This window comes from Rosistilla oblonga (assembly GCF_007751715.1).
Classification (GTDB): domain Bacteria; phylum Planctomycetota; class Planctomycetia; order Pirellulales; family Pirellulaceae; genus Rosistilla; species Rosistilla oblonga.
The window spans coordinates 4,402,938-4,428,957 of the sequence record NZ_CP036292.1 but is presented as its reverse complement, the minus strand read 5'-3'; the positions used below and the strand labels follow the sequence as shown (position 1 = coordinate 4,428,957).

General features: G+C 59.0%; 18 protein-coding genes. 8 read left to right on the top strand and 10 right to left on the bottom strand.

Annotated features, from left to right (window positions below):
• Position 1: 1 nt before the first annotated feature.
• The gene (locus CA51_RS15580) at positions 2-3,379 is read right to left on the bottom strand and encodes a DEAD/DEAH box helicase (RefSeq protein WP_145122139.1); all 3,378 of its coding nucleotides are present in this window, start codon (positions 3,377-3,379) and stop codon (positions 2-4) included.
• 909 nt (positions 3,380-4,288) lie between these two features.
• On the opposite strand from CA51_RS15580, the gene CA51_RS15575 reads away from it, so the two are divergent.
• The gene (locus CA51_RS15575) at positions 4,289-5,422 is read left to right on the top strand and encodes a transposase (protein WP_197451218.1); all 1,134 of its coding nucleotides are present in this window, start codon (positions 4,289-4,291) and stop codon (positions 5,420-5,422) included.
• A 92-nt stretch (positions 5,423-5,514) separates the two neighbouring features.
• On the opposite strand, the gene CA51_RS15570 is transcribed toward CA51_RS15575, so the two are convergent.
• Both CA51_RS15570 and CA51_RS15565 read right to left on the bottom strand, forming a co-directional pair.
• A complete protein-coding gene (locus tag CA51_RS15570; protein ID WP_145122134.1) occupies positions 5,515-6,180 on the bottom strand; it encodes a Maf family protein in 666 nt (221 codons plus the stop codon).
• 15 nt (positions 6,181-6,195) lie between these two features.
• Positions 6,196-6,840 carry a DUF3467 domain-containing protein gene (locus CA51_RS15565; protein WP_145122133.1) on the bottom strand — a complete coding sequence of 215 codons (645 nt, stop codon included), beginning with the start codon at positions 6,838-6,840 and terminating at the stop codon, positions 6,196-6,198.
• 702 nt (positions 6,841-7,542) lie between these two features.
• On the opposite strand from CA51_RS15565, the gene groL (CA51_RS15560) reads away from it, so the two are divergent.
• The 7 genes from groL (CA51_RS15560) to CA51_RS15530 all read left to right on the top strand — a co-directional run bounded on the left by groL (CA51_RS15560) (position 7,543) and on the right by CA51_RS15530 (position 17,039).
• Entirely contained in the window at positions 7,543-9,258 is a 1,716-nt protein-coding gene (gene groL / locus CA51_RS15560) for a chaperonin GroEL (RefSeq protein WP_145122131.1), read from the top strand.
• A gap of 111 nt (positions 9,259-9,369) precedes the next feature.
• A complete protein-coding gene (locus CA51_RS15555) occupies positions 9,370-9,666 on the top strand; it encodes a co-chaperone GroES (RefSeq protein ID WP_145122129.1) in 297 nt (98 codons plus the stop codon).
• 149 nt (positions 9,667-9,815) lie between these two features.
• Positions 9,816-11,435, top strand: coding sequence for a chaperonin GroEL (gene groL, locus CA51_RS15550; protein WP_145122127.1), 1,620 nt, complete (start codon positions 9,816-9,818; stop codon positions 11,433-11,435).
• A gap of 98 nt (positions 11,436-11,533) precedes the next feature.
• Positions 11,534-12,676 carry a molecular chaperone DnaJ gene (dnaJ, locus tag CA51_RS15545; protein WP_145122125.1) on the top strand — a complete coding sequence of 381 codons (1,143 nt, stop codon included), beginning with the start codon at positions 11,534-11,536 and terminating at the stop codon, positions 12,674-12,676.
• A gap of 126 nt (positions 12,677-12,802) precedes the next feature.
• Positions 12,803-13,381: a nucleotide exchange factor GrpE gene (grpE, locus tag CA51_RS15540; protein ID WP_145122123.1), complete on the top strand. Its 579-nt coding sequence runs from the start codon at positions 12,803-12,805 to the stop codon at positions 13,379-13,381.
• Between the two features lie 100 nt (positions 13,382-13,481).
• Positions 13,482-13,787, top strand: a complete 306-nt coding sequence (locus CA51_RS15535) for an FmdB family zinc ribbon protein (protein WP_145122121.1) — start codon at positions 13,482-13,484, stop codon at positions 13,785-13,787.
• A gap of 159 nt (positions 13,788-13,946) precedes the next feature.
• Positions 13,947-17,039 (top strand): [protein-PII] uridylyltransferase family protein, encoded by a 3,093-nt coding sequence (locus tag CA51_RS15530; RefSeq protein WP_145122119.1) that lies wholly within the window; start codon positions 13,947-13,949, stop codon positions 17,037-17,039.
• Positions 17,040-17,075: 36 nt separating this feature from the next.
• Here the strand turns inward: CA51_RS15530 and CA51_RS15525 are convergent, their stop codons facing one another.
• The 7 genes from CA51_RS15525 to CA51_RS15495 form a co-directional block, all read right to left on the bottom strand.
• Positions 17,076-19,766, bottom strand: a complete 2,691-nt coding sequence (locus tag CA51_RS15525; protein ID WP_145122117.1) for an FtsK/SpoIIIE family DNA translocase — start codon at positions 19,764-19,766, stop codon at positions 17,076-17,078.
• 235 nt (positions 19,767-20,001) lie between these two features.
• Positions 20,002-21,402 carry a type VI secretion system baseplate subunit TssK gene (gene tssK, locus CA51_RS15520; protein ID WP_261343035.1) on the bottom strand — a complete coding sequence of 467 codons (1,401 nt, stop codon included), beginning with the start codon at positions 21,400-21,402 and terminating at the stop codon, positions 20,002-20,004.
• Positions 21,403-21,528: 126 nt separating this feature from the next.
• Positions 21,529-22,362 carry a hypothetical protein gene (locus CA51_RS15515; protein WP_145122113.1) on the bottom strand — a complete coding sequence of 278 codons (834 nt, stop codon included), beginning with the start codon at positions 22,360-22,362 and terminating at the stop codon, positions 21,529-21,531.
• A gap of 141 nt (positions 22,363-22,503) precedes the next feature.
• On the bottom strand, positions 22,504-22,944 hold the full coding sequence (locus tag CA51_RS15510) for an arsenate reductase ArsC (protein WP_145122111.1): 441 nt from the start codon (positions 22,942-22,944) through the stop codon (positions 22,504-22,506).
• 11 nt (positions 22,945-22,955) lie between these two features.
• A complete protein-coding gene (gene arsA / locus CA51_RS15505; protein WP_145122109.1) occupies positions 22,956-24,752 on the bottom strand; it encodes an arsenical pump-driving ATPase in 1,797 nt (598 codons plus the stop codon).
• 38 nt (positions 24,753-24,790) lie between these two features.
• Positions 24,791-25,162, bottom strand: coding sequence for an arsenite efflux transporter metallochaperone ArsD (gene arsD, locus CA51_RS15500; RefSeq protein ID WP_145122107.1), 372 nt, complete (start codon positions 25,160-25,162; stop codon positions 24,791-24,793).
• Between the two features lie 102 nt (positions 25,163-25,264).
• Entirely contained in the window at positions 25,265-25,594 is a 330-nt protein-coding gene (locus tag CA51_RS15495) for an ArsR/SmtB family transcription factor (RefSeq protein ID WP_145122105.1), read from the bottom strand.
• Positions 25,595-26,020: the final 426 nt, after the last annotated feature.

Here is a 26,020-nt window from a genome sequence, read left to right as displayed (position 1 = left end):
ATCAGCTCCCGCGGACCAGATCGATCAGGTCGGTTGTCGACAACTTGGCCGCCGCGTGAGTTCCTTCCATGACTCCCGAAACCAGATCGCGCTTCGCATCGTGCAACTTCAGAATCTCTTCTTCGATCGTCCCCTGTGAGATCAATCGGTAGACCATCACGGGGTTTTCTTGACCGATCCGGTGAGCCCGATCGGTCGCCTGGTCTTCGACCGCCGGATTCCACCAGGGATCCATGTGGATCACATAGTCGGCGGCGGTCAGATTCAGCCCCGTACCGCCAGCTTTTAGAGAGATCAGAAATGCGGTGGCATCGCCGTTTTGGAAGCGATCGACGCCAGCTTGCCGCTGGTCGGCGGGAGTCTGACCGTCGAGGTATTCGTATCGAATTCCCTCGGTGTCGAACATCTCGCGGATCAGCGTCAGGTGCTTCACGAATTGGCTGAAGATCAGCACGCGATGCCCCTCCTCTTTCAGCTCCGCCACCGTCTCTTGCAACAACTGCAATTTAGACGATCGCTGCGAGAAGGATTCATCGACCATCCGCGGGCTGCAAGCGATCTGCCGCAACCGCGTCAGCAGGGCCAGGATCTTGAAGCGTTGGTCTTTGACATCGCCAATATTAGCGATCTGGTCGATCTCGCCCAGCGCCGACGCTCGCACCTTGTCGTACATCATCCGTTCGGTCGCTGTCAGTTCGACATACAGGTTCATGTCCGAACGTGGCGGCAGGTCTTTGAGGACCTCGGTCTTGGTGCGGCGGAGCACAAACGGTTGCAAGCGGTCTCGCAACGCCAGGCGTCGCGATTCGTCGTTGTCTTTTTCGATCGGTCCGGCGAAGCGTTTGCGGAATTGATCCCAACCGCCAAAGACGCCCGGCGAGATCACGTGGAATAAACTCCACAGTTCGCCCAGATGATTTTCGACCGGCGTGCCCGTCAGCGCGACCTTCCACTGCGCGGGGATCGATGCGATCGCAGCCGATGTTTTGCTGCGGCTGTTCTTGATCGCTTGAGCCTCGTCCAGGACCAACGTCGACCACTTCACGTCAGCTAATGCGTCCGCATCTCGCAGCGCCAGACCGTAGCTGCAGACGACTAAACTGCCGGGACCCACTGTCGACAAGAACTCGCTGCGGTCGGTATCGCGGTAAAGATGGACGCTCAAGTCGGGCGCAAACCGTTCGGCTTCGCGAACCCAGTTGAACCCGACCGATGTGGGCGCGATCACCAGCGTCGGTCCCTCGCTGCTGCGATCCAAGATCACCGCCAGCGTCTGCAGCGTCTTGCCCAATCCCATGTCGTCGGCGAGGATCCCGCCGACGCCCCATTCGGCCAGCCGTCGCAGCCAGCGAAAGCCATCGGTCTGGTAGTCGCGGAGCGTCGCGTTGAGTCCGGCCGGCAGGACGGGCTCGAGTTTTTCGGCTCGTTCCAATCGCGTCAGGCACTGATGCCAGGCACGCGTCGCTTCGACTTGCACATCGTTGCTCAAGAAATCACGCACAGCCGAAGCGGACGTGGCGTCGAACTTCAGCCCCTTGCGATCCTGCGTGACCGAATCGCGAAGTCCCGTCAATTTAGCTCGCAAGCCCTTTTCGATCTTCGTCCAGCCCTTGTCACCGATCCGGACAAAGTCGCCCCGGACGCTCTCCTCTCCAGGGTTCTGGAGGGCGTTGAGCAGTTCGGACAACGGGACCGATTCCTCGCCGAGATCGCAGTTGCCCGACAGTTGAAACCAATCGTGCTTGCGGTTGATACCGACGCTGACGTTGCTGGTCGTGACCGATCCCAGAACTCGCAGCGGCTTTTCGGACGATTTGTCCCACAGCACCTCGATCCCCGTCGATTCGAGATCTTGCAGGGATCCGACCAGCCCGATCGCCGCTTCAAAGTCGCTGATGCTGCCGTCAAACTCTCCCGGTTTCTGCCCCAATTTGCCCAGCAGAGCATCCGACTCGCGGATCTCTTCGTCCGCATCGCGTTGGAATTGCACAGGCCGGCCCTCGAGCTTTCCAGCTTTCAGCATCAACCCGGTGCCGGGGCGATGCAGGACATCCATCGCGTCGCGAACGCGGACGCCGAAGTCGAGCGATCCGGTGGTGTGTGAACGCAACAAGACGACGGGGCGACACGTGTCGGGAATGATCTGGCCGGCGACCGATTCGGGGACCTTCACGTTGATCACACGCTGCAGATCGGCAACGCGCTTCAACAGATCCTGTTCGAATTCGACGGGAATCCGCGGCAGCTTGAGGACCGCGACGACCGTCTTCATCTGGCTCGGGTGCAGTTCGCAGATGCGAATGCTGGCCAAGTCGTTGCGGATATGGATCAAGCAGTCCTCGTTATACAAGAACGTGTTGTTGTGCGGCTTGCTGCCGACCAATTCCAACCAACACTGCTTGTCGTCGCGGCAGAATTGGAAGGTGGCGTCGAAGCGGACGACCTCGGCGGGGTGCATGTTGAACAACACGTTCGGCTGGCCGATCAATTCGCGAAGTACCGCGATGGTGTCCAGTTTCGTGCTGACGCGATAATAACTCGAATCGATTTGCACCAGCGACTGGACGCGGCGGTCGGCTTCGCTGAGCGTGACCTCGAGAACGTTGAGCGTCGAGACCGATACGCGGCGTCCCTTGGTCCAGCCGTTGCCACGTTTCTTCGCCTGCTGATGGATCGCCAGGATCTCGTGATCGGTCCCACGCGTCGAGAGATTCCATGCGATGCGATCCTGCGACACCGACCGCGATGGTGGCAGTTCGGCGTCTTCGAGATCCAAGTCGGGCGGGGCGATCGGCAGGTCTTCGAGTATGCGTTCGATCCGCGCTCGGCTGCCGAAATCAAAGCTCTTGGGATCGAAGCTCCCCGCCGTAAACAGACCTTGGGCAACCTGTCGGTTCAACCAACTGCGGGTGTCTCGCAATTGTTCGTAGACGTAGTCGACAAAATGGAAGGTGTGTTCGCAGTATTCTTTGCCCAACGAGACGTTGCAGCTGCAGGCGATTCGTTTTCGGGCGCTGCCATCGGGGATCGCCAGCATCACATCGTGCCGCTCTGGCCCTTTGCGGTATTGCCCGGTGACGGTTCCGTCGGGATAGACCGCCGAGACAAAAAAGGCGTGTGGCGATTCGTAGCTGTCCGAATCGGTGATGCTATCGGGAAACGAATCGAGAATATTGAGGCAGGCTTCGTACCAAGCGCGAACGCGCTCGATGCCTCGCTTCACCAGCGGATCGGTCGAATTGGGATCGGCCTGCGGCCATTGCCTTGGACGCGGGGCACCAAACGGGACGGACGCTTCGCCCAGAATCTGTTTTAGCATCGAGGTGGCACTGGGCGACGTCGAACCGCGAGGAGTGCGTCCGCGTTTGTTATAAGCCATCGAACAGACGCCTTTCTGTTTTGGCAGTGCGACTTCGGTTTTGAAGAGACGCGGGGGGCGACAGGTCGTTCGCCGATGCGGCAGACGAACCGACGCGACGTCGCGCCGCGGACGTTATCCATGTCCCGGAATCAAAAACGGAGCTGCCCTGGCGGTTGCGGGAGCGGCTGGGGAATTCTAACGAGCACGCGTTACTAGCACGAAGCGCAAGCGAGTGAAAACAACATTACGAGCACGAAACGCAAACGAGTGAGCGTGAAGAATCCACTCGCTTGCGGGGCGTGTTGGTATTCATCCACTCGCTTGCGCGTCGTGCCGGTATTTATTCACTCGCTTGCGCGTCGTGCTGGTAATTGGTTCGCTTGCGATGCGTGTTGGTGTTACTCACGCAACCCGCGGAACGATCGATAGGTTCCCAGCCTGGGAGCAATTGTGACAAGCCTCTCAATATATCGCTCCAGCGCCCGCGACTGAAGCCCTTACCCACCCGCCGCGCGAGATACCAGCACGAAGCGCAAGCGAGTGAGCGTGCCGGGATTCACTCGCTTGCGCTTTTTGATGTTGCGCGTTGATGGGGTTGCTAGCGAGAATTGGTATTGCAGAAAGAGGTGAGACATCCTGAGTTTGTGAGTTACCACACAAACAAAGCCCAGGAGCTCACCGATGGCAATCATGGAAGATTCCCTCCCCGCAATCAAGTCGTTTCTGCCGAACACGCAGGGTTCTGCTCACTTTCGAAGCATGCTGCTGCGATTCTTGATCGCTATTCTTACGCGGCACGGTCGAAACTCGTGCATGTCTGCTGCCTCCGCCATCGAGGGAAAACCGCGGCATCGGGCACAACCCGGACGCTTCCTTAAACGGTACCGGCAGGCTATCGCCGATTTGCTCACGGCGATCACCCTAAAGATGCTTCGTGATCAGGATTGGAACGGCCGCTATCTCCTGCTGCTCGATTCAACGCTCGTCGCCACTGCCGGGCAGACCGTCGAAAACACCTTCAGCACCGGTAACTCCAAGCGACGACCGGCCAAGAATCGCCGCTACACCAAGTACAAGTATCAACGAAAGAGTTGCCACTGTTTCGTGTTCGCATTGCTGCTGACTCCTGACGGATTGCGAGTACCGATGTGGCTGCCCTACTACACCAAGCCTTATGCGAAGGTCCACAAGATCAAACATCGGACGCAGGCGCAGCTTGCGGCGCAGTTGATTTGCGACGCGCAGGTACCCGCTGGCATCGAACTGATTGTGCTCGGAGACACCGCATTTGACGCGAAATGCGTGCGTGCGGCTTGCCAGGAGCGAGGCTATTTCTGGATCGTTCCGGTCAACACCAATCGCGTCTTCTCTGCAAAGAAGCACGGCAAGCGGCCTCGTGTGAGTTTGCGAATCGAACAACTTCCTGCATCACGTTTCCAAACCATTCGTCTTTCGATCGGTGCGGGGCCTTACGCTGCTCAGCGTCGAGCCTCCTGCCATCGAACGGCACGCCGCCGCGACGGGACGAAGTCAACTCGGACGTATCACGTCCACAGCGAGAGAAGCGAGGTCCACAATGTGGGCAAGGTCATGCTCGTCTTTTCCTCGAGTAAGCCGATTGGCAAAAAGATTCAACGTGAAGGGACGAAGTTGTTGATGACCAATGCAAAGCACTTGTCGGCTCGGCAGGTGTGTGAGCTGTACAGTCTACGTTGGCAGATCGAGTTGTTCTTCAAAGAACTCAAGAGCACGCTGGGAATGAACCAGTACAGCTTCAAAGATTTCGAGGCGGTCGAGAGCTGGATGGGGATCGTGCTGATCACGTTCTGCTATCTGGAATGGACTCGTCGCCGCAAACTGGCCGATCGCCGAATCGACGATCGGCAGCGCAAATGCTGGAAGCACGCTCGCAGCTACACCGTCCGCGAGGCGTTGCTGTTAGGCATTCGCTATCGCGAGCACCAGTGGCATCTGCGACGGCTAAAAACCAACCACGGCCTCCGCACACTGAGGAAACGCTACACTGAGCTTTTATCCCAGGAATACCGGTGCGTCGCCTGATCAAAGCATCCATCGGCGCAACATCAAAACTTGCGCTTCGTGCTGGTAAATTCACTCGCTGGCGCTTCGTGCTAGTATTTATGGAATCGTGCTTATGACGAGGGGCGGTCGATTTCGACGAGAGGGGCCTGGCGAGCGGAGACATCGATCGCTTGAGCGGTTTCGGCAAAGCTGGCCAACATCTCCTGCAACCGCTCCATCGGCAGACCGACGACATTCGAGGGGCTGCCCGAAAGGATTTGCAGCCAGTCGTTGCCATCTTGGTAGCCAAACGCACCCGCTTTGCCGACCCAACGGTCGCTGTCCAGATACGCCTCGATCGTGGCGTCGTCGATCGCTTCCATCTGCAATTGTGTGCAGCAGACGTCGAGGCTGGCCTTCTGGTCCGGCAGCGACCACAAACAAACGCCGGTGAAGACGGCGTGCTGGGTTCCAGCCAACATCTTCAGCATCTGCCTGGCATGTTCGCGATCTTCGGGTTTCCCAAGGATCTGGCCTCGGCAAGCCGCAACGGTATCGGCGGCAATCACCATTCCCGCATCGATCTGCCGGCTGACATCTTCGGCTTTGCGAAACGCGTGCCGCGCGACCAGCTCCGCCGGCGTCTCGGAACTGCAAACGCCGCACTCGACCGACGGATCGGCGGGGATCACGTCGAACGCATATCCAGCTTGTTCCAGCAGTTCGCGGCGCCGCGGCGAACCGCTGGCCAACACGATCCGCGAGGAAGCGGTCTGCGGCGGTGGAGTATCACTCATCGATCGGCTGCTCTGTTACGAAGGTTCTTCGGGATCGGGGCGGTTTTCGTTGGGGGGCAACAGATCGTCGCCGGGTGACTGTGTCGAGGGAGGATTCTGCTTGGGGGGCGGCAGTTGGCCGGTCCGCATCTGCAGCTGCTTCATCGCGTTGTCGAGCGATTCGATCAACCGCGGGATCTGCCCGGCTGCCATGTAGACGCGGGCGCTGACCGCCGACTGAGGGAAGAAGCTGGTGATGAAATCGAGGCTGAACTCAGCCGCTCCGTGACCGATCATCACGCCGTTGGCATACGCGCCGCTGAGGATCGCGTCGCTCATCTTCAGATCGTCGTAGATCTCCTGCGGCGTTGGACGCCGCGCATCGGCGGGCGGCTTGGGCGGATCGGCGGGAGCACCAAACCGGCCCTTGTAGATTTCGAGGTTCTTGCGAAGGGCGTCGAGGAATTGAGGCAGGACCGGATGGGGCAGGATCACGCGGGTCGCAACGCGGTGCGGCCGCGAGATGTTCTGCACGAAATCGAGGACAAACTCGGTCGGGCCTGTCACGACGATCGCGCCGGTCGAAAAGACCCCTTCGCCAACGTGATCGGGAATTCGGGCTCGCAGGTTTTGTCCACTTTCGCCCGGTGCGGGCTGACCTTCAGACGGAGTATCGTTCATCAGTACCTATCGCAGTGGGAAGGGAGAGCCAATCGGGGAGCGTGTTCGTTCGAGCGAGCGTCCCGGTGATATCGAGCGGCCCAATGAGCGCACCCGCGTGGGGCGGGATCTGGCCGAAGCCGCGTCGGGTGTCGTTGTAATGTACCCGAATCCGCTGACAAGGGTAGACAATGGGGTGGTTGGCAACGGGGGCGAATCACGGTTGGAGTTTAGGCTTTGTTGGCGTCCCGGCGTTTAAGCGAGGCACCACGCGAATCGCTGGCTAATCGATCGGTTACCATTTCTCCGAGACGCTCCTGATTGAAAAAGTGATTTGCCCTGTGGTTGTCCAAGCGACACGGCAGCGGGGGGGACTGTCAGCGTTAATAAACGCCGCCGCGACGTCGCTGACCGGCTCCTTCCGCTCGCTGCCAAACTGGCACCGCGGTCGCGCAAGGGGTTGATCGGCTGTGAGTCGATGTTGCGTAAAGCCTTGCATGATAGCGTTTTACAATAAAGCAATAGCGTTTGGCACACATCTTGCTCATGAGGGGAGCTTCAGTGGCGGGCTGCCACTCTGCGCCACCGACCTCAATATTGGTTTGCGTGCGACGTCTGGCAGCCTGGCATTGCAGCGATTTCACCGTTCACATTTTTTATGGGTCTGTTGGGCTTCACGGCTTGGCGGCTCGGACACAATGACGTTCACAGGAGAGACACGACGTGGCAAAACAGATCGTGTTTGATGACGATGCGAGGCAACCGCTATTGGCGGGTGCCGCAAAATTGGCGCGTGCGGTTCGCAGTACGTTGGGCCCTCGTGGTCGCAACGCAGTGCTGGACAAAGGTTGGGGTTCGCCCAAGGTGACAAAGGACGGGGTAACCGTTGCTGAAGACATCGACCTGGACGACGCCAACGAAAACCTCGGCGCTCAATTGATCAAAGAAGCCGCCAGCAAGACCAACGACGTCGCTGGCGACGGCACCACCACGGCGACCGTGTTGGCTGAAGCGATCTTCCGCGAAGGGCTGAAGATGGAAGCTTCCGGCGCCGACCCGATGGCGCTCAGCCGCGGAATCGCCAAGGCTGTCGACATGGTTACCGCGTCGATCCAAAAGCTGTCGACCCCGATCAGCGAAAAGAGCAAGGCGGAGATCCGTCAAGTTGCTACGATCGCTGGTAATAACGATCCCGAGATCGGCCGCGTTCTGGCTGACGCGTTTGCCAAAGTTGGCAAAGATGGCGTGATCACCGTCGAGGAAGGCCGATCGAACGAAACGACCGTCGACGTTGTCGAAGGTATGCAGTTCGACCGCGGATTCCTGTCGCCTCACTTCGTCACCAACCAAGACGAAGTAACCGTCGAGCTGGAAAACTGCTCGGTCTTGATTTTCGAAGAGAAGATCAGCGGCAACAAGAAGATGATCCCGTTGCTCGAAGCGATCAGCAAATCGAAGAAGCCACTGTTGATCATCGCCGAAGACGTCGAAGGCGAAGCGTTGGCGACTCTGGTTGTCAACAAGATGCGCGGCATCTTGAACGTCTGTGCCGTCAAGGCTCCAGGTTACGGCGATCGTCGCAAGGCGATCCTGGGCGATATCGCTGTTCTGACCGGTGCTCAACCGATCTTCAAGGATCTGGGGATCGATCTGGAAAACGTCAAACTGGACGATCTGGGAACCGTTAAGAAGGTTAAGATCACCAGCGAAGATTGCACGATGGTTGGCGGTGCCGGAGCGAAGGACAAGATCGAAGCTCGCGTCGCTCAGATCCGCAACGAAATCGCTCACACCGACAGCGATTACGATCGCGAAAAGCTGCAAGAACGCTTGGCCAAGTTGGCTGGTGGCGTCGCTCAGATCAGCGTTGGTGCTGCGACCGAAACCGAGATGAAAGAACGCAAGGCGTTGATCGACGACGCTCGCGCCGCGACTCAAGCTGCTTTGGAAGAAGGCATTGTTCCCGGCGGTGGCGTTGCTTTGATCCGCTGCGAAAAAGCGTTGCTGAAGTTGGAAGAATCGACCGAAGGCGATGAGAAGCTTGGCGTTCGGATCATCCGCAACGTTTTGGACAAGCCGCTGCGAGCGATCTCCGAAAACGCAGGTCTCGAGGGTGGCGTTGTCGTTAATCGCGTCCGCAACCTGAAGGATAAGAACGAAGGCTACGATGCCAATTCGGACAAATACGTCGACATGATCAAGGCCGGAATCATCGATCCCGCCAAGGTTGTGCGAACCTCGCTGTCGAACGCTGCTAGCGTCGCGGCGCTGTTGTTGACCACCGAATCGTTGATCACCGAGATTCCTGTCGAGGAAGAAGCGGGCGACGACCACCACCATGACCACGGAATGGGTGGCATGGGCGGTATGCCAGGCATGGGCGGAATGGGCGGTATGCCAGGCATGGGCGGAATGGGCGGCATGCCAGGCATGATGTAAGCCGGCCATTTCCGGTAGTCCGGGGACCTCCGACGGAGCGCACCCCGGACGGCTCGTTCAATCTCAAAAACAAAAACTCAAATAAATCATATAAGTTAGGAAGCTAGACAGATGGCAAAGATCAATATCCGTCCTTTGGATGACCGTATCGTCGTTCAACCCGCATCGGCTGAAGAGACCACCGCTGGCGGTATCGTCCTCCCCGATTCGGCTCAAGAAAAACCACAACGCGGCACCGTTGTCGCCGTTGGTCCTGGCAAGCTGTTGGATAGCGGCAGCCGCGGTGAATTGACCGTTGCGATCGGCGACGTCGTGATCTACGGCCGTTACGGTGGCAGCGAGATCGAAGTCGACGGCCAAGAGCTGAAGATTCTTCGCGAGAGCGACATCTTGGCTAAGGTTGTTTGATCCGATTCCAAGTCGTTGGTCGAGCTTCGGATCGGCTGACAAAACGCGAACGCGGATGGTTACTTCCGCGGTTCGAAATTGAGGGCAGGCAGTCATCGCCTGCCAACTATAAAACGCACATTCACCGCAACGCTTAAGGACACAGTACCGTGGCAAAGCAATTGCTTTTTGATGATCACGCCCGAGCGCGAATGCTCGCAGGTGTTGATAAATTGGCCCAAGCTGTCGCGATCACGATGGGCCCAACCGGTCGCAACGTAATCATCGACAAATCGTTCGGCGGGCCGACCGTCACCAAAGATGGTGTAACGGTTGCCAAAGAAGTCGATCTCGAAGATCGTTTTGAAAACATGGGCAGCAAGTTGGTTGTCGAAGTCGCTCAAAAGACGAGCGACTTGGCAGGCGACGGAACCACCACCGCGACCGTTTTGGCGCGTGCGATCTTCAAAGAAGGTCTTCGCAACATCGTCGCCGGCAGCAACCCGACCGCGATCCGTCGCGGCATCGAACGCGCTGTCGAAGCGGCTTCGGCCAAACTGCACGAAATGGGCCGTCCGGTCAGCAGCAAGGATCAAGTTGCCAGCGTTGGTGCGATCAGTGCTAACAACGACAACGAGATCGGCGGCCTGTTGGCTGACGCTTTGGAGCGTGTTGGTAAAGACGGCGTAATCACCGTCGAAGAGGGTAAGACCCGTGAAACCGAAGTCTCTTACGTCGACGGCATGCAGTTCGACAAGGGCTTCGTTTCGCCTTACTTCATCACCGATCCAGGCTCGATGGAAGCCAGCTTGGAAAACGCTTTGGTGCTGTTGTACGAAAAGAAGATCAGCAACATCCGCGACTTGGTGCCTATCCTCGAAAAGTCGGCTCAGAGCGGTCAACCTTTGTTGATCATCGCCGAAGACGTCGACGCCGAAGCGCTGACCTTGTTGGTTGTCAACAAGCTGCGTGGCACATTGAACGTCTGTGCTGTGAAGGCTCCTGGTTTCGGCGATCGCCGCAAAGCCATGTTGGGCGACATCGCCGTTCTGACCGGCGGTACGCTGATCAGCGAAGACCTGGGTATTCAGCTGGAAAACATCACGCTGGAACACCTCGGCCGCGCGAAGAAGGTCAGCGTCGATAAGAACTCGACAACGATCGTTGAAGGTGGCGGCAAGCGTGCCGACATCGACAAGCGCGTTTCGCAGATCCGTGCTCAGATCGAACAGACCGACAGCGAATACGACAAAGAGAAGTTCCAAGAGCGATTGGCCAAGTTGGCTGGTGGCGTTGCGATTGTCAGCGTCGGTGCCGAAACCGAAGCCGACATGAAGCAGAAGAAGGCTCGCGTCGAAGACGCTCTGCACGCGACTCGCGCTGCGGTTGAAGAAGGCATCCTGCCAGGTGGCGGCGTTGCTTTGGTTCGCTGCAAGCAAGCTGTCGAAGACTGCAAGAAGGGTGCGAAGGCCGACGAAAAGATCGGTGTCGATATCGTTCTGCGTGCTCTGGATGCTCCAATGCGTCAGATCGCCGACAACGGCGGGATCGACGGTAGCGTCGTTGTCGACAACGTCGAACAACTGAAAGAGAACCACGGCTACAACGCTTACACCGGTGAATATGGCGACATGTTCGCTTACGGTGTGATCGACCCGGTCAAGGTAACTCGCACAGCGCTTGCCAACGCGGCTAGCATCGCGGGTCTGTTGTTGACGACCGAAGCATTGGTCACCAACTTCGATCAGGAAGATAAGGACAAGCGTGCGGTTGAAGGCGTCATCTCGTAACGAGTGACGGTTTAACCTATTTACGACAACACAGGGCCACTTCCGCGTTCATTCGGTAGTGGCCCTGTTTATTGCAGCAGCGACGACGGAATCATCCGATGGCCGAGAAACGGGACTATTACGAATTGCTGAGCGTCAGCAAGGAAGCCGGCAAGGTAGAGATCGACAGGGCTTACCGCCGGTTAGCGATTAAATACCATCCCGACAGCAATCGCGACGATGAAGATGCCGTCGAGCGATTCAAAGAGATCAGCGAAGCCTATGAGGTTTTGAGCGATCAGGAGAAACGAGCCCGCTACGATCAATACGGTCACGCGGGTTTAGGGGGGGGCGGTCCTCAGTTTAACGACGTCGAGGATATCTTCGAAGCGTTCGGCGACATGTTCGGCGGATCGGTCTTTGGCGATATGTTTGGCGGTGGTCGTGGTGGCGGCCGACGACGACGCGCTCGCCGCGGCGGCGACGTTCGCTGTGACGTCACGTTGACCCTGGAAGAAGCGGCTAGCGGAGTTCGCAAAGAAGTTAAGTTCCGCCGCCGTGTCGCTTGCACCGATTGCGATGGTTCCGGTGCAGCCAAAGGAAGCGAACCGCAACCCTGCGTCGCCTGCGGTGGCGTGGGACAAGTGATTCAATCGGCGGGGATCTTGCGCGTCCAGACCTCCTGCCCACATTGCGGTGGCGCAGGTAAAGTGATCCGCGATCCGTGCCAGAGTTGCCGGGGCCAAGGGTTGGAGGAACGCCAGGTCAGCCTGGACGTCGACATCCCCGCCGGCGTCGACGACGGAATGCGAGTTCGGATCACCGGCGAAGGGGAAGCGAGTCCCGATGGTGGGCCTCCCGGCGACGCCTACTGCTTCGTTCAAGTGATCGAGCATGCGTTGTTCCAACGCGACGGTTCGAACCTGATCCTGAAGTTGCCGATCGGATATTCGCAGGCGGTGTTGGGAGCCGAATTGGACGTGCCGACGCTCGATGGCCGCGAAACACTCACGATTCAGAAGGGGACCCGCAGCGGCGAGGTCTACCGTTTACGCGGTCGCGGGATGCCCGATCCACGCGGCGGCCGACGCGGCGATCTGCTGGTCCAAACGTTTATCGAAGTCCCCAAAAAGGTAAACGAAAAGCAAGAGAAGCTGCTTCGCCAATTGGCGGAACTCGACGAGGAGCATGTGATGCCCGAACGGAAGTCATTTTTGGATAAGATCAAGACGTTTTTTGAACCCGAGGAATCGGACGCTTAACCCAGTCGCAATCACTCAGGAATGGCACGCTTGCCAAGCTGCCGCAGCGGACGAAATCCACGACGAGATTTATAGTACCGCGTCGAAGCGGTACGCCATCCATCAAACAGGAAATGCTCTTTCACTATGAATAACCCCGAATCAAACGAACCAGACGAAACCACAACCGACGATGTTGGCTTCGACGCAAGCTCCGAACCAAATCCCAACGACGACGCTTTGGAAGCTGTCGCTGGCGAGATCGGCGGAGATAACGAAGGCCCTTCGTTGGAGGTCCAATTGGCGGAAGCCAACGATCAGATTCTCAAGCTGCATGCGGAGCTGGAGAATGTCCGCAAGCGGATCCGCCGCGAAGCCGAGGAACAGATTCGATACGCTTCGCTGCCCCTGATCCAAGGGCTGTTGGAAGTCTTCGACAACCTGCGTCGTGCGCTCGAAGCGGCGGAGACTTCGCAATCGACTAGCGGTCTTGTCGAAGGCGTGCAGATGGTCGCCAAGCAGTTCGAAGACACGCTGGGCAAATTCAACTGCAAGCCGATTCCCGCTAAGGGAGAGGCGTTTGATCCGCACGTGCACGAAGCGATCTCGCAGATGCCAAGCGAAGAATTCGCTGCTGGCACCGTCATGATCGAAGCAACGCAAGGCTTCCAATTGCACGATCGCGTCGTTCGTCCGAGCCAGGTCGTCGTCAGCACCGGTAGCTGATTCGCCGCAACTTCACCATTTTGATACTCCCGCAGTGCCAGGTGCTACCTGTTGTTGTGCTGCGGGGCTTTGCCATTGAACTATTTTCAGGAACCAATGAATGCCAACCTACGATTACGAGTGCGATGCGTGTGGTCACGAGTTTGAGCATTTTCAAGGGATCAATGATCCACATTTGAAGAAGTGCCCCGAGTGCAAGAAGTTGAAGTTGCGACGATTGTTTGGTACCGGAGCGGCGGTCGTCTTTAAGGGATCGGGGTTCTATCAGACCGATTACCGCAGCGAATCGTACAAGAAGGGGGCCGCGGCTGATAAGAAGAGCAGCAAGTCGAGTTCGGATTCGAAGTCGAGCGACAAAAAGCCAGCAGCCAAATCCGAATCGAAGCCGAAAAAGGCTGCTGATTAAGCCTCAGGCTGTTTCTATACGCTGGCGTTCCCGTGGTGGGGTGGGCTTTCCTGCCCCGCCCGCCAATGCCCCCGCGTGGCATCGCGTGATCGGGGTGGTAGAATCACAGGGCCTGAACCAGACGGCATTACGCCACCGAACGCCGAGGCCCTGCTTGCGATGTCTTTGACCAATGAGAACGATCAACTGACCGATCCCGATGCCGCCGCCCAGTGGTTGCAATCGCTTGGGGTCGAGGATCCGGTGCGTGGTTTGGAATCGCTCGCGTCGATCCGTCGTGGCGGATTAAACGACGAGATGTTTGGCTTTTTGTGCAGCCAGCTGGGCAGCCATCTTCCCGACGCCAGCGATCGCGATAGCGCGCTGGCGAACCTGGATCGGTTCATCGCCGCGTCGCGCAGCCCTCAATCGCTGGTCGCCCTCTTCGAACGCGATCGGAATTCCTTTCCGACCCTGCTGCGGATCTTTTCGACCAGCCAATATCTTGCCGACCAATTGATCCGGGCTCCCGATTCGTTTGATCAGGTGCGGATCACCGATGGCCAATCGGTCGCCTACCAAGTTCTGATCGACGATCTGTTGCACGATCTGAAGGCGGCTCGCGATGAAGAATCGGTAATGCGCGTGCTGCGAGCCTACAAACAGCGCGAGACGCTGCGGATCGCGTACGGTGATTTCATCCGCGAAGCACCGCTGGAGCGAGTCACGCAACAGATATCGATTCTGGCCGATGCGATCACGCAAGGTGCGATCGTTGCGGCCCAGCGACTGTTGGAAGATTCGCGTGGCTTTCCCGTGCGACACGACGGTGCCCGGGCCCGCTTGGTCGTCTTGGCTCTTGGCAAATTGGGCGGATCCGAACTGAACTACAGCAGCGACATCGATCTGATGTTCCTGTGCGACGAAGCCGAGAAGACAAACGGCACGCGGTCGATTCCCGCCGCCGAATACTTCGATCGCCTGACGCGGATGGTCATCCGTTTGTTGACCGAGCAGACCGATCTGGGAGCCGCCTATCGAGTCGATTTGAGAATCCGGCCGCACGGAGAAAACGGGCCTCCCGTATCGGACATCGCATCGGCGATTCGTTATTACAACTCCAGCGGCAGGACTTGGGATCGCCAAGCGCTGATCAAAGCGCGGCCGATCGCTGGTGATTTAGATCTGGGCGAAGAGTTTTTGACAGCCTTGAAGCCGTGGATCTACCGGCGTTTTCTCAGCCGCGTCGACATCGCGGGGATTCGCCATATCAAGCGGCGAATCGAAAAGCGAGCCAAGCGAGCTGGCGACGAATCGCGTAACGTCAAAACCGGCCACGGCGGGATTCGCGATATCGAGTTCTCGATCCAGTTTCTTCAACTGCTCAACGGCGGCGATCTCGAACCGCTCCGCACCGGGAACACTCTGCACGCGATCGACGCCCTGCAGCAAGTCGGCTGTTTGACGCCTCAAGAAGCGACGGTGTTGTCGGAGAACTACAAGTTCCTTCGCAGCGTCGAGCATCATCTGCAGATCATGTTCGATCTGGAAACGCACACGATTCCTAGCGAGCCACGCGAATTGACGCGGTTCTGCTGGCGATTGGGATATCGCGACGCGGAGGGGCCAAATTCAGTCGCTGCGTTTGGCAGCAAGCTTGCCGAGATGCAGTTGGTCAACCGGCGGATTCTCGACCATCTGTTGCACGACGCGTTTGGCGATGACGAACAGGTGCCGATCGAAACCGAATTGGTTTTGGATCCCGACCCCAGCGATCAACAGATCATCGAAACGCTGCAGCCGTTCGAATTTGCCGATCCCAAGCAGGCGTATCAGCTGCTGATGGAACTGGCTAACGAAAAGATCCCCTTCCTTTCGACACGCCGCTGCCGCCACTTCCTCGCGGCGATCGCACCGCGGTTGCTCGCCTCGCTCGCGAAAACTCCCGACCCTCCGCTGGCGCTTGAGAACATGGTTCGGTTTAGCGATTCGTTAGGTGGCAAGAGCGCACTCTGGGAACTCGCAAGCTTTGCGCCGGCGACGCTCGAGATGGTCGTTCGGCTATCGGCGGTCGGGCCGTATTTGATCGGCATCCTGACCAGCAACCCGGGAATGATCGACGAATTGATGGATTCGCTGATTTTGAACCGTTTGCCATCGCACGAGGAACTCGATTCGCTGGCCGGCGAGATGTGCCGTGGCGCCGAGGACGTGCCGCGGATCCTGTTCAGCTTCCGCAATTCGGTCCACCTTCGCGTCGGTGTCCGCGACGTGTTGGGAAAAGACGATATCCAATCGACGCACCAAACGTTGGCCGATTGCGCCGAGATCTGCATCCAGCGGATCGTTGGTGAACAATACGAGATCCTTGCTCAGCGTTTCGGCGACCCGCAAACTCGCGATGGCCGGCCTTGCGAGTTGGTGATTCTGGCGGTGGGGAAATTGGGAGGCCGCGAGCCGAACTACCACAGCGATTTGGACCTGATGTTTTTATACGAAAGCGAAGGGCACACCAAACCGCGGCGGGGCGGACGCAGCGAAGGGACAACCAACAACCACTTCTTCAACCAGTTGTGCCAGCGAGCTACGCAATTGGCGAACGCGGTTTCGCCGCAGGGCCGCCTGTACCACGTCGATACGAAACTGCGACCCAGCGGCGGCAGCAGCATCTTGGCGGTTCCGTTTGCCCAATTGGTCCACTACTTCGACGGTGGATCGGGAACTCTCTGGGAGCGGTTGTCGCTGTGCAAGGCGCGGCCGATCCATGGTTCTGCGGCGGCGCAGGACCTTGCCATGCAATCGATTCGCGAAGTCGTAAACCAATCGAGCGCGATCGCCGACCTGCGACAACAGGTTTGGGAACTTCGCCAGTCGAACCAGCAGGGGGCGTCGCAGAAGAATCTGAAACGCTCCGCCGGCGGCACGATGGATGTCGAGCTTGTCGTCCAGATGTTGCAGCTGCAACATGCCAAGGCGCATCCCGAGGTGCTTGTGCCGGGGACGCTTGGCGCGATCGAAGCCTTGCGACGGGCGGCGATCTTGGATGGCGAAACCGCCAATCAATTGGAGGATGGTTACGCGTTCTTGCGGCGCGTCGAATCGGCGCTGCGGCTGTTGAACACGCCCCAACGACACGATCTGCCGACCGATGAGGACATGCTGGGCAAGTTGGTCTATCTGCTGGGATTTGGCGATTCGGAATCGTTGATCGCTCAGTGCGAGCAACACCAACGTCTGCATCGCGAGATCTTCACCCGGTTGTGCCAGAGCTAGAGAGCGGATGGAACCGACGCCTCGCGAGGCCCCTCGTTAACCGTCCCAGCTCTCTTCGACTTCCTCTTCATATTCCATCGACTCGGCATCGACATCCTCCTCCTCGTCCCAGTCGTCCTGTTCGACAACGGCCGGCGCCGGTTTGGATTTGCGTTTCGCCGGTTTGCTCGGCTCCGCCGCTTCCGCATTTCCGTTTTTCATCGCTTCCCATTGGGACGCGGTGATGATGACTTCGCGAGCTTGAGCCCCGTTGTATTGGCCAACGATTCCGTCTTCGGCCATGAAGTCGATCATCCGAGCGGCACGGCCGTAACCGATTCCCAGGGCCCGTTGCAGCAGCGACAGGCTGCCACGCCCCTCGTTGAGCACGACCTCGATCGCACTCTCGTACAGATCGTCGCGGCGTCGCAGCGCGGCGGTCGGTTCGTCGCCGCCAGCGGCTCCCTCTTCGTCTTTGACCTTCAGGTTCATCAACTCGCCGACAAAATTCTGCTCGGTCATGCTGCACTGGTCGACGACACGATCGATCTCTTCATCGCTTAGGTAGGTTCCCTGACCGCGGATCATCGTGCTGGTACCGGGCCACAGGAACAACATATCGCCGTTGCCCAGCAGTTTGTCGGCACCGTTTGCATCGAGAACAACGCGGCTATCGCTGCTGCTAGCCACCTGGAACGAGAGCCTTGCCGGCAGGTTACTCTTGATCAGACCGGTGATCACGTCGACGGTCGGCTTTTGCGTCGCGAGGATCAAGTGGATACCGACAGCACGGCTTTTCTGAGCCAGTCGAATGATGTGCGTTTCGGCATCTTTTCCGCTGGTCATCATCAGGTCGGCCATTTCGTCCGCGACGATCACGATAAACGGCAGGTGATCGGGGATGTTCGCTGCCTCTTCTTCGTTCTCGGGCTGGAACCGTCGCTCCAATTCCTCGCGGCCCAATTGGTTGTATCCGTTGATATGCCGGACGCCGACCTTGGCCAGCAACGAATACCGTTCCTCCATCTTGTCGACAGCCCAGGCGAGGATCGCTTCGGCCTTTTTCATGTCGGTCACAACAGGGTGCATCAGGTGCGGCAAGCGGCCATATCCCGACAGTTCGACCATCTTCGGATCGATCATCAACATCCGCACCTCGTCGGGACGGCGAGTCATCAGGATCGATGTGATGATCGAGTTCAAACAAACACTTTTACCCGTACCGGTACGGCCCGCGATCAACAGGTGAGGCATCTTGGCCAGATCGACAGTCAACGGGTTGCCCGAGACGTCTTTACCCAAGAAGACCGGGATGTTCATCTTGTTCGCCGAACCACTGCACTCTTCGATCACTTCACGCAACCGAACCGTCTGCCGCGTATCGTTGGGAACCTCGACACCGACAGTGTTTTTGCCCGGGATCGGTGCCACGATCCGGACCGTGGGGACACGCAACGCGATCGCCAGATCGTCGGCCAAGCCGGTGATCTTGTTCAGTCGCAGACCCTTCTCGAGTTCGACTTCGTATTGCGCGATCACCGGACCGGTTTCGATCTCCTTGACGCGAACGTTCAGGTTGAAGTCGGCAAAGGCTTGCTCCAACAGGCGGGCCTTGCGACGGACTTCGACAAGTTGGTCGTCGTAACAAATGTCGTCCGATTCGTCCAACAAGGTCACCGCTGGCAACAGGTAATCGTCGGCCCCTTCGGGCATCTGCTCCCGCATCGATTCGTCCAACGACTCGGTTTTGGGTTTGCGATTCTGCTTCGTCTTGACCTTCAGCTCGGGAGTCTCCTCGTGAGGCGGATCCAGACGCACCGTCAGCTTCTCGTCTTCGACAACGATCTCGCGTGTCTCGGCCGCTTCCTCCGCTTCGACTTCCACCTCTTCGGGTTCCGCCTCGGTCACTTCGGCTTCGACCTCGGGGCTCGCTTCCTCCGCCGGCTCGGCTTCGGCAGCCGCCGTCAACTGCTCGGGCTTGCGGCCGCGAATCCGAACGCTCGGCTGCGACGCGGCTTCGGCTTCCGGTTCGTCGGCGTCGTCGCCTTCGAGATATTCCGAACCGTCCAGATCGCTCTGCAGTTCTCCCCCGTGAACGGCGCGTTTGGGGAGTATTTTCCCGACTTGACGCAGCCCAGCGACCGAGGTCTTGGCGCTGGTGCTGGCAACTTTGCTAGTCGCATAAACCAGGATGTAATCGGTTGCCATCAGCATCCCGAACATCAGGCAGGTGAAGGTCAGAATCCAGGCGCCCGCCGATGCGAAGTGCATCCGCAACCACGTGCTGGTCATCGCCCCAAGATAGCCGCCGGCGCCAACGATCGGCATATTGGCGAGGTCCAATTCCGACAGCGACGCCCCGGTCGTGAGCGACAGCAGGACCAGGGTCCAGCCGAGCGAACGCATCACCGGCGCCGAAACGCCACCTTTCCAGAGGACGCTGACCGCGATTCCGCCAAGGACCGAAACGACTAGGCAGGCGCCGACGCCAGCGCCGGTCAGCAGCGAACCGGCGAGGATCGCACCCCAGTAGCCGCAGGCGTTGGTGATCCGTCCGTTTTCGGGAAAGACCAGCGTGTCGGGGGAGTAGAGCGAGCTGAGCGGCCAGACAGGCGGCTCGACCGGATCGGCTGGATCGAACGTGAATAGAGAGACAGCCAGAATCGTCGTTAGCGCAGCGAGAGCGATCGCAGCGACATCGCGACGAATACTCCGCGGAGCCTCGGCATCGGCGGCAGGCTGGGCCATATCTCTTGTTCCTCCGTGTGGCAGCTGGCGACCTCATGTCGCGCGGCGATACCAAAACCTCGGAAGCTCGGATCCCTGAGCCTCGTCTGTTTGTCCATCGGGACTTATCGGCGCGCTGGAATCGAAACCACAATCAAATGCTAGCGGTCGGCGCAATCGGCGCGACCGGTGCGGTCTTGTGGACGAGCGATCGGGTTTTGGTAACCGTTTCTAAACGAACGGTTGGCGGCGGTGTTTAAACCGCCGATGGTGGGACGACGTACAGCACAAATTCCAACGTCACCGGGCGGCCATCGATCACGACATCGATCGCGCGGCGGTTTTGCACGTCGCCAGCGATCAGGTTCTCGTTGAAGCGAACCGCCAGCGAGAGCCCACGTTCGACGGCGGCCCATTGGTCGGCCGACGCCTTGGGATCGACGCTGAAGAAAACTCGCCCCGGTCGCATCGGCAGACACCGCGGCGGATCGGCGCGATAGCTGAACTGCAGCCCGGCTCGCCCCAGTCGATACAGTTCGTCGACAGTGCTTCCGGCACCGATCTTCATGTCCAACCGCTTCTCGACCAGACCGCGAGTCTGTTCGGTCGGCAGCGTCGATGCGACGGCGACAAACAGACGTTGGCCCGGTTCCAACCAAGCCGGTTCGAGCGCGACCTGCACCCGTTGGCCCGCTCCCACAAAAGCTCGCTCGCTGTATTCGGCTTCGATCACCGCGTCCAAGACGCTATCGACCAACCGCCGCGCCGTCCAGAAACAGCTGCCCAGATCGTCGTGGTCGTACTTCGGCAGATCGGGGACGCGGCGACCCGCGGTGAAGACAGCCATCCGGCCGACAAAGCTCAACAGCTGATGGAAGATCTCCAACGGATGGATGCCCGGTGTGAAGGCCTGCACGCTCAGTTCGGCATACGCTTCGTTCATCACCCGCATCTGTTCCAGGATCATCCGATCGCCTTGCGAAGTCGAATCGAAGGTGATCCCTCGCGAGACGACTTGGTTGGAGACCAAATCCAGCTTTTTGCCGATCCGATCGAACACCGGCCGCACGATCTCTTGCTCCAGCGTCGCCCAGGCATCGACGGCCAACAGCGGCGGGATGAACGTCCGGTCCAGCTCGGGAGCTCCCTCGGCGTGATCGGCGCGGCGGACCCGCAGCAACGGCATCGTGGCGTAACCGGCGTGATCGTCGGCATCGGATAACAACCGAACGTTTAACCGGCGCAGCTGGATCGGGCGTGGATTCTGGCCCGAATTAGCATCCTCCAGATCGAGCGATTCGACGCGGTAGCGCGTGGCCGCAGCCGCGGCAGCTTCCAGCTTCGGAATCGCTGCAAATAGAGTCAGCGTTTGTTTGCCCAACATCGCCTGTCGCAGATCGAGTTCGGGGAGGCTGCCCGATTCGGGATATGCGACAAGCGTGCCGTCGCGCATCCGCAGCGCCAGTTCCGACACGACGATCCGGTTGTTGGCGAGCGCTGTCGGGTCGAGTCGAAAACGCCGCAGGCCCCAACTGAAGTGGCGGTTCCATTGGACGTTGTCGCGGATTTGGTCGTGAATGTTTCGTTCGGAGATCTGGAAGTGCTGAGGTCTCAGAAACATTCCTTCATGCCAATGTACCGGCGCGTTAACAAACATCGATCTACAGCCCGAGGGAAGGAGGAAGGAACCAGCGACTCTGGAAAGCCTTCGGTCTCCTTCGACCATTCAAACCGCCGACCCTGAGCGTCGGAGAAAAGATAGCGTTTGCAGCGAATCGACCGATTAACCAAGCCCTAGCAGGCCGAGCAGAGCGAAGCCGCCAAAGAAGACAATCGAATAGATGATCGAGATCGTCAGCAGCGACCAACCATAGGTTCGAATCTCCGGCCGCCGGAACGCATAGATCAATGCGTACAATCCGATGAACAGCGATAGAAAGCCGTGCAGTGCGGATTCTTTGAAGCCGTGGATCATGATCTTGATCCAGAAATACATGCTGCAAGCCTGCAGGAACAACAGGATCACCAACAGCATCCCTCGCGGAACGGGCGACCCGCTGTTGGCTCCTTCTTCGGCTGCGATCGCGTTGCTGACGAAGACGCCCATCACAGCCAATCCGCCCAAGCACATTAGGATCGTGGCCAGCATCCAGACCGGCATCCCGGTCCCGCTGATCTGTTGTTGTACCTTCGCATCGCGACGCATGTGCGCCGCCGCTTCATCCAACGCGGCGTGCCCAAACTCCGATGCCGCTACCTGCGATTCGGTGAAGCCTTGCACCCGTTCGCCGGTCTGCGTGTTGTATCCGCAGTTCATGCAGATCAAGGTCCCCGGACGCATTTCTTTTGCACAAGCCATACAGACCGGGCCAGTCAATTGACCGATCCCTTCGTCGTCAAACAACGAACCGACACCACCGGATGCTGGTGCAGCGGCCGCCGCGGCGGGGAACGAAGTTGGTTGCGACGGGGCGGCAGCAGCGGGCCGACTCGGCGGGGCGTTGCCGCTGGGAACCTTCAGGACTTCCTTGCAACCCGGGCAGCGAATCGACTTGCCCGCCAACTCATCCTTGAGGCTTAAGTCTTTACCACACTTGCACTTGAGACGAATGGCCATAGAGTCGAATCTGATCAGCGAGAAATAGGAGACGGCGTCAAACCGGTGTATCTGCGTCCATTCTAACCCGCATCGCGACCTTGGCCAGATTACTCGTCTAGATTCCCTCGATGCGCCGCTTGCGGCGCCGCAAAGGTACGGTTAGCCGACCAGTTTGAGGAGACGATCCCGAGCAAAGTCGCGGATCTCATCGCGAACCCGGCGGAAGTGATCCATCGCCTCTTCCGGCGTGGCGGCATCGCGAGCCAGCTTCGGCGGATCGTCGAAACCTACGTGCACGGTTTGCGTCTGCGACGAAAAGACGGGGCAGTTTTCGTCGGCGTGACCGCAGACGGTGATCACCAAGTCCAGGGGCACTTCGGCCAGCGTGTCGACAAGTTTCGACGACTGGTTGGAAATGTCGACTCCCGCTTCCTGCATCACCGCCACCGCGTTGGGGTTCAGCCCGTGGGCTTCGATTCCCGCGGAGTGAACCTCTAAGCGATCGGAATGAAAGTGACGCGCCCAGCCTTCGGCCATCTGGCTGCGGCATGAATTGCCCGTGCACAAAAACAGGATCTTCTTTTTTGCTGTCGTTGTCATCTTCAAAAGCCTTAATTTGATGTGGGTTGATGGGACGGGTTGTGGTTCTCGGCGGTCAACTGGCTGAGTCCTTCGACGCCGGTGGGCGGATCGATTTGCCATGGGATCAAGGCGATCCGTTGGCTGAGTTCGTTTTGCACCTCTTCGACATACCGCAGTTCCAGGTGCTGGCGCCGCCGCAGCGAACTGTCGCTAACCGCTAACGGCAGCAGGCTCTGGTTGACGACCCAAGCGAACGGTTCGATCTCGGCGCGGCGGAGGTCGGCTTGCAGGCCTGCCGCTTCGTGGACCGGCGTCGCTTCGGGCAAGGTGACCAACAGCACGCGGGTGAAGTCGGGATCGCGCAGCCGCGGCAACAGGTTCTCAACCGATTCGGGCATCTGGTTGGTCTGCCGAGTGACCTCGCGATGATAGGCCATCGCGGCATCCAGCAGCAGCACTGTGTGCCCGGTCGGTGCGGTATCCAAAACGACAAATCGGTCGGTCCCTTCGGCGACAGCTTTGGCGAACGCACGGAAGACGGCGACCTCCTCGGTGCAGGGCGATCGCAGATCCTCTTCCAGCAACGCGAGTCCGGCGGCGTCGAGGTCGGCTCCGGCGGTTTGAAGCACCTCGGCTCGATAGTCCTCCGTCTCTTGCACGGGATCGATGCGGCCGACGCTCAGCCCGGGCAATTGGTCCGCGGCCAGCATCGCCGTCACATGAGCTGCCGGATCGGTCGTCGACAGGTGAACTTGCAATCCGCGCTGAGCCAATGCGACAGCGACCGCCGATGCGACTGTCGTTTTGCCAACGCCCCCTTTGCCCATCGCCAAAATCACGCCATGCCCGGGCGCGGCCAAGTCGTCCAACAGCGATTCGAGCCCATCTGGGAAGCTCTCGATCGGCGCGGGGCTTTCATCGGCCGCGGCTTCCGCCTCGGCTGGCCGGCCGACATTGCGGAGCGCTTCGATTCCCATCAGCCCCGCCCACGACCAGGGCACGATGCTTCGCGGCAGTTCTTTTGCGGTATCGGGCATCGCTGCGATGGCAGCTTCGCCGCGACGCTGCAATGCCGTCGCGATCGGATCGCTGCCCGATTGGTCTTCGCATTGGAACAGGCCGTTGATGATCAGGTGCTGGTTCGAGACGCCCAACTTGCGCAGTTCGACGCTCGTGCGGGCGGCTTCATTGAACGCCGATGCTTCGGGACGTGTCACCAGCACCAACGTCGTCGCGGTGGCGTCGCTGAGCGCGGCGACCGTCCGTTTGTAGATCGCTTGTTGAGCTTGCAATCCAGCCAGCGGGCCCAGGCACGAGGTCCCCGAGACGCTCGATTCCATGAAGCCCGACCAGGCCGACGGGAGAGTCAGCAGACGCAAGGTGTGCCCGGTTGGTGCGGTGTCGAAGATCACATGATCGAACTCCGCCGTCGCCGAAGGATCGCCCAACAGTTTGGAGAACTCATCAAACGCTGCGATCTCGACGGTGCAGGATCCGGAGAACTGTTCCTCCATGCTCTTGACCGCCGCATCGGGCAACACGCCTCGGTAGGGACCGACCATCCGCTCGCGATAGGCGTTGGCCGCGGCTTCGGGATCGATGTTCATGCCGTACAGATTCGCGACGTCGGGGATGGCTGTCGGTTCGTTGCCGAGCGCCGTCCCCACCACCTCGTCGAGATTCGACGCCGGATCGGTCGAAACCAACAGCACCCGTTGGCCGCTTTCGGCCAATTGGACAGCTGTCGCCGAAGCGAGCGACGTCTTGCCGACGCCACCTTTTCCAGTAAAGAACAAATTTCGCGTCGCGTTTTGCAAATGATCCATGACCGCTCCTCGGGGGAATCTGAACTACAATCGGTGAACTAACAACAACCCGTATCGCCGCAACACCCACCGCCGCCGGTCATCGGCAGCGACGTGGGGCGTTTCAGCGGCGTGCCGGTCCACATCGCCAGGTTGTCGCGCGATGGGTATTCACCGCGGCTGACGATCTGTTGGTCGACGATCACCAATGGCAAGCATTCGACGCCCGCTTCGGCAAGCATTTTTTGAACCATCGGGTTGGCGACAAATTCGGTCGGGTTTTGCGACAGGTTGAAACGCTTGACCTCGTGTCCCTGGCTGGCCAACCAGTCCAGGTCGGCGGCAAAGCGAGGCAGGACGGGATCGACCTGCGGTCCGCAAACTCCCGTCGAACAACACATCGCCTTGTCATAAATCGTCACGGTCGTCATCTCATGCTCCTCGGGGAAAGTGAAAACTGGAACTCTACGTTTGTCTATCGGAATATCGTTTATCGCCGCTGTACGATAATCGCCGCGAAATAAAAACCGGACTTACAATCCGGCAACCAATTCTTTCAGTCGCGCCAGGCGGTCGGCGTTGATGCAGTAACAGACCTTGGGCCCGTCGACTTCACCTTGGATCAACCCCGACTCTTTCAAGATCTTCAGATGTTGGGAGACCGTCGATTGGGCCAGCGGCAGTTGCGCGACGATGTCGCCGCAAACACACGCCTTGCGGCCGATCAACAAGCGAACGATTTGAACGCGAGCCGGATGAGCGATCGCCCACGCGAGCTTCGCAAAATCGGTCGCCGACGCATCCGCAGCCAGCTTTACCGGCGTCGAATCGCATCCTTGTTTAACACTTGATTTTTTGGCCATGTACTCCCTTTAATCGTCAATCTGCGATTTAGGATATCCGCCGGTAGCGGCGGAGTCAATGGGAAGAAGTGGGGGCGGGGCAAATCACTGCTTGAGCTTAGACATTATTGGTAACCCGACACGTAAGCGACGCGCCGCGCGAATTCCTCGCTGACGCGTCGGGTTACCAATTTTTATGACACTCCCGTTTGAAAGAGTGATTCGCCCCGGAGGTCGTCGTCACGAACGTTGCGGTGCGGTGAAGCAGCCGATAATCTGTGTACACAATCGCCGCGCGAACTCGCTTTGCTTCCGCGGCGGCTCGCTGGATACCCCAGCCCTTCCGTTCACCTATCGGCTTGTTGGTGCTCCGCGTCTGCTCGCTTCGGCTGGCACCGGAAATCCTCGGCCGACACACCTCAACTATGTTCCAGGCCACGCTTCCAC

Excerpts from the sequence above, each read along its gene's own strand:
- CA51_RS15580 (WP_145122139.1), bottom strand. The coding sequence starts at position 3,379 with ATGGCTTATAACAAACGCGGACGCACTCCTCGCGGTTCGACGTCGCCC.
- CA51_RS15575 (WP_197451218.1), top strand. The coding sequence starts at position 4,289 with ATGCTTCGTGATCAGGATTGGAACGGCCGCTATCTCCTGCTGCTCGAT.
- CA51_RS15570 (WP_145122134.1), bottom strand. The coding sequence starts at position 6,180 with ATGAGTGATACTCCACCGCCGCAGACCGCTTCCTCGCGGATCGTGTTG.
- CA51_RS15565 (WP_145122133.1), bottom strand. The coding sequence starts at position 6,840 with ATGAACGATACTCCGTCTGAAGGTCAGCCCGCACCGGGCGAAAGTGGA.
- CA51_RS15555 (WP_145122129.1), top strand. The coding sequence starts at position 9,370 with ATGGCAAAGATCAATATCCGTCCTTTGGATGACCGTATCGTCGTTCAA.
- dnaJ (WP_145122125.1), top strand. The coding sequence starts at position 11,534 with ATGGCCGAGAAACGGGACTATTACGAATTGCTGAGCGTCAGCAAGGAA.
- grpE (WP_145122123.1), top strand. The coding sequence starts at position 12,803 with ATGAATAACCCCGAATCAAACGAACCAGACGAAACCACAACCGACGAT.
- CA51_RS15535 (WP_145122121.1), top strand. The coding sequence starts at position 13,482 with ATGCCAACCTACGATTACGAGTGCGATGCGTGTGGTCACGAGTTTGAG.
- CA51_RS15530 (WP_145122119.1), top strand. The coding sequence starts at position 13,947 with ATGTCTTTGACCAATGAGAACGATCAACTGACCGATCCCGATGCCGCC.
- CA51_RS15525 (WP_145122117.1), bottom strand. The coding sequence starts at position 19,766 with ATGGCCCAGCCTGCCGCCGATGCCGAGGCTCCGCGGAGTATTCGTCGC.
- tssK (WP_261343035.1), bottom strand. The coding sequence starts at position 21,402 with ATGTTTGTTAACGCGCCGGTACATTGGCATGAAGGAATGTTTCTGAGA.
- CA51_RS15515 (WP_145122113.1), bottom strand. The coding sequence starts at position 22,362 with ATGGCCATTCGTCTCAAGTGCAAGTGTGGTAAAGACTTAAGCCTCAAG.
- CA51_RS15510 (WP_145122111.1), bottom strand. The coding sequence starts at position 22,944 with ATGACAACGACAGCAAAAAAGAAGATCCTGTTTTTGTGCACGGGCAAT.
- arsA (WP_145122109.1), bottom strand. The coding sequence starts at position 24,752 with ATGGATCATTTGCAAAACGCGACGCGAAATTTGTTCTTTACTGGAAAA.
- arsD (WP_145122107.1), bottom strand. The coding sequence starts at position 25,162 with ATGACGACCGTGACGATTTATGACAAGGCGATGTGTTGTTCGACGGGA.
- CA51_RS15495 (WP_145122105.1), bottom strand. The coding sequence starts at position 25,594 with ATGGCCAAAAAATCAAGTGTTAAACAAGGATGCGATTCGACGCCGGTA.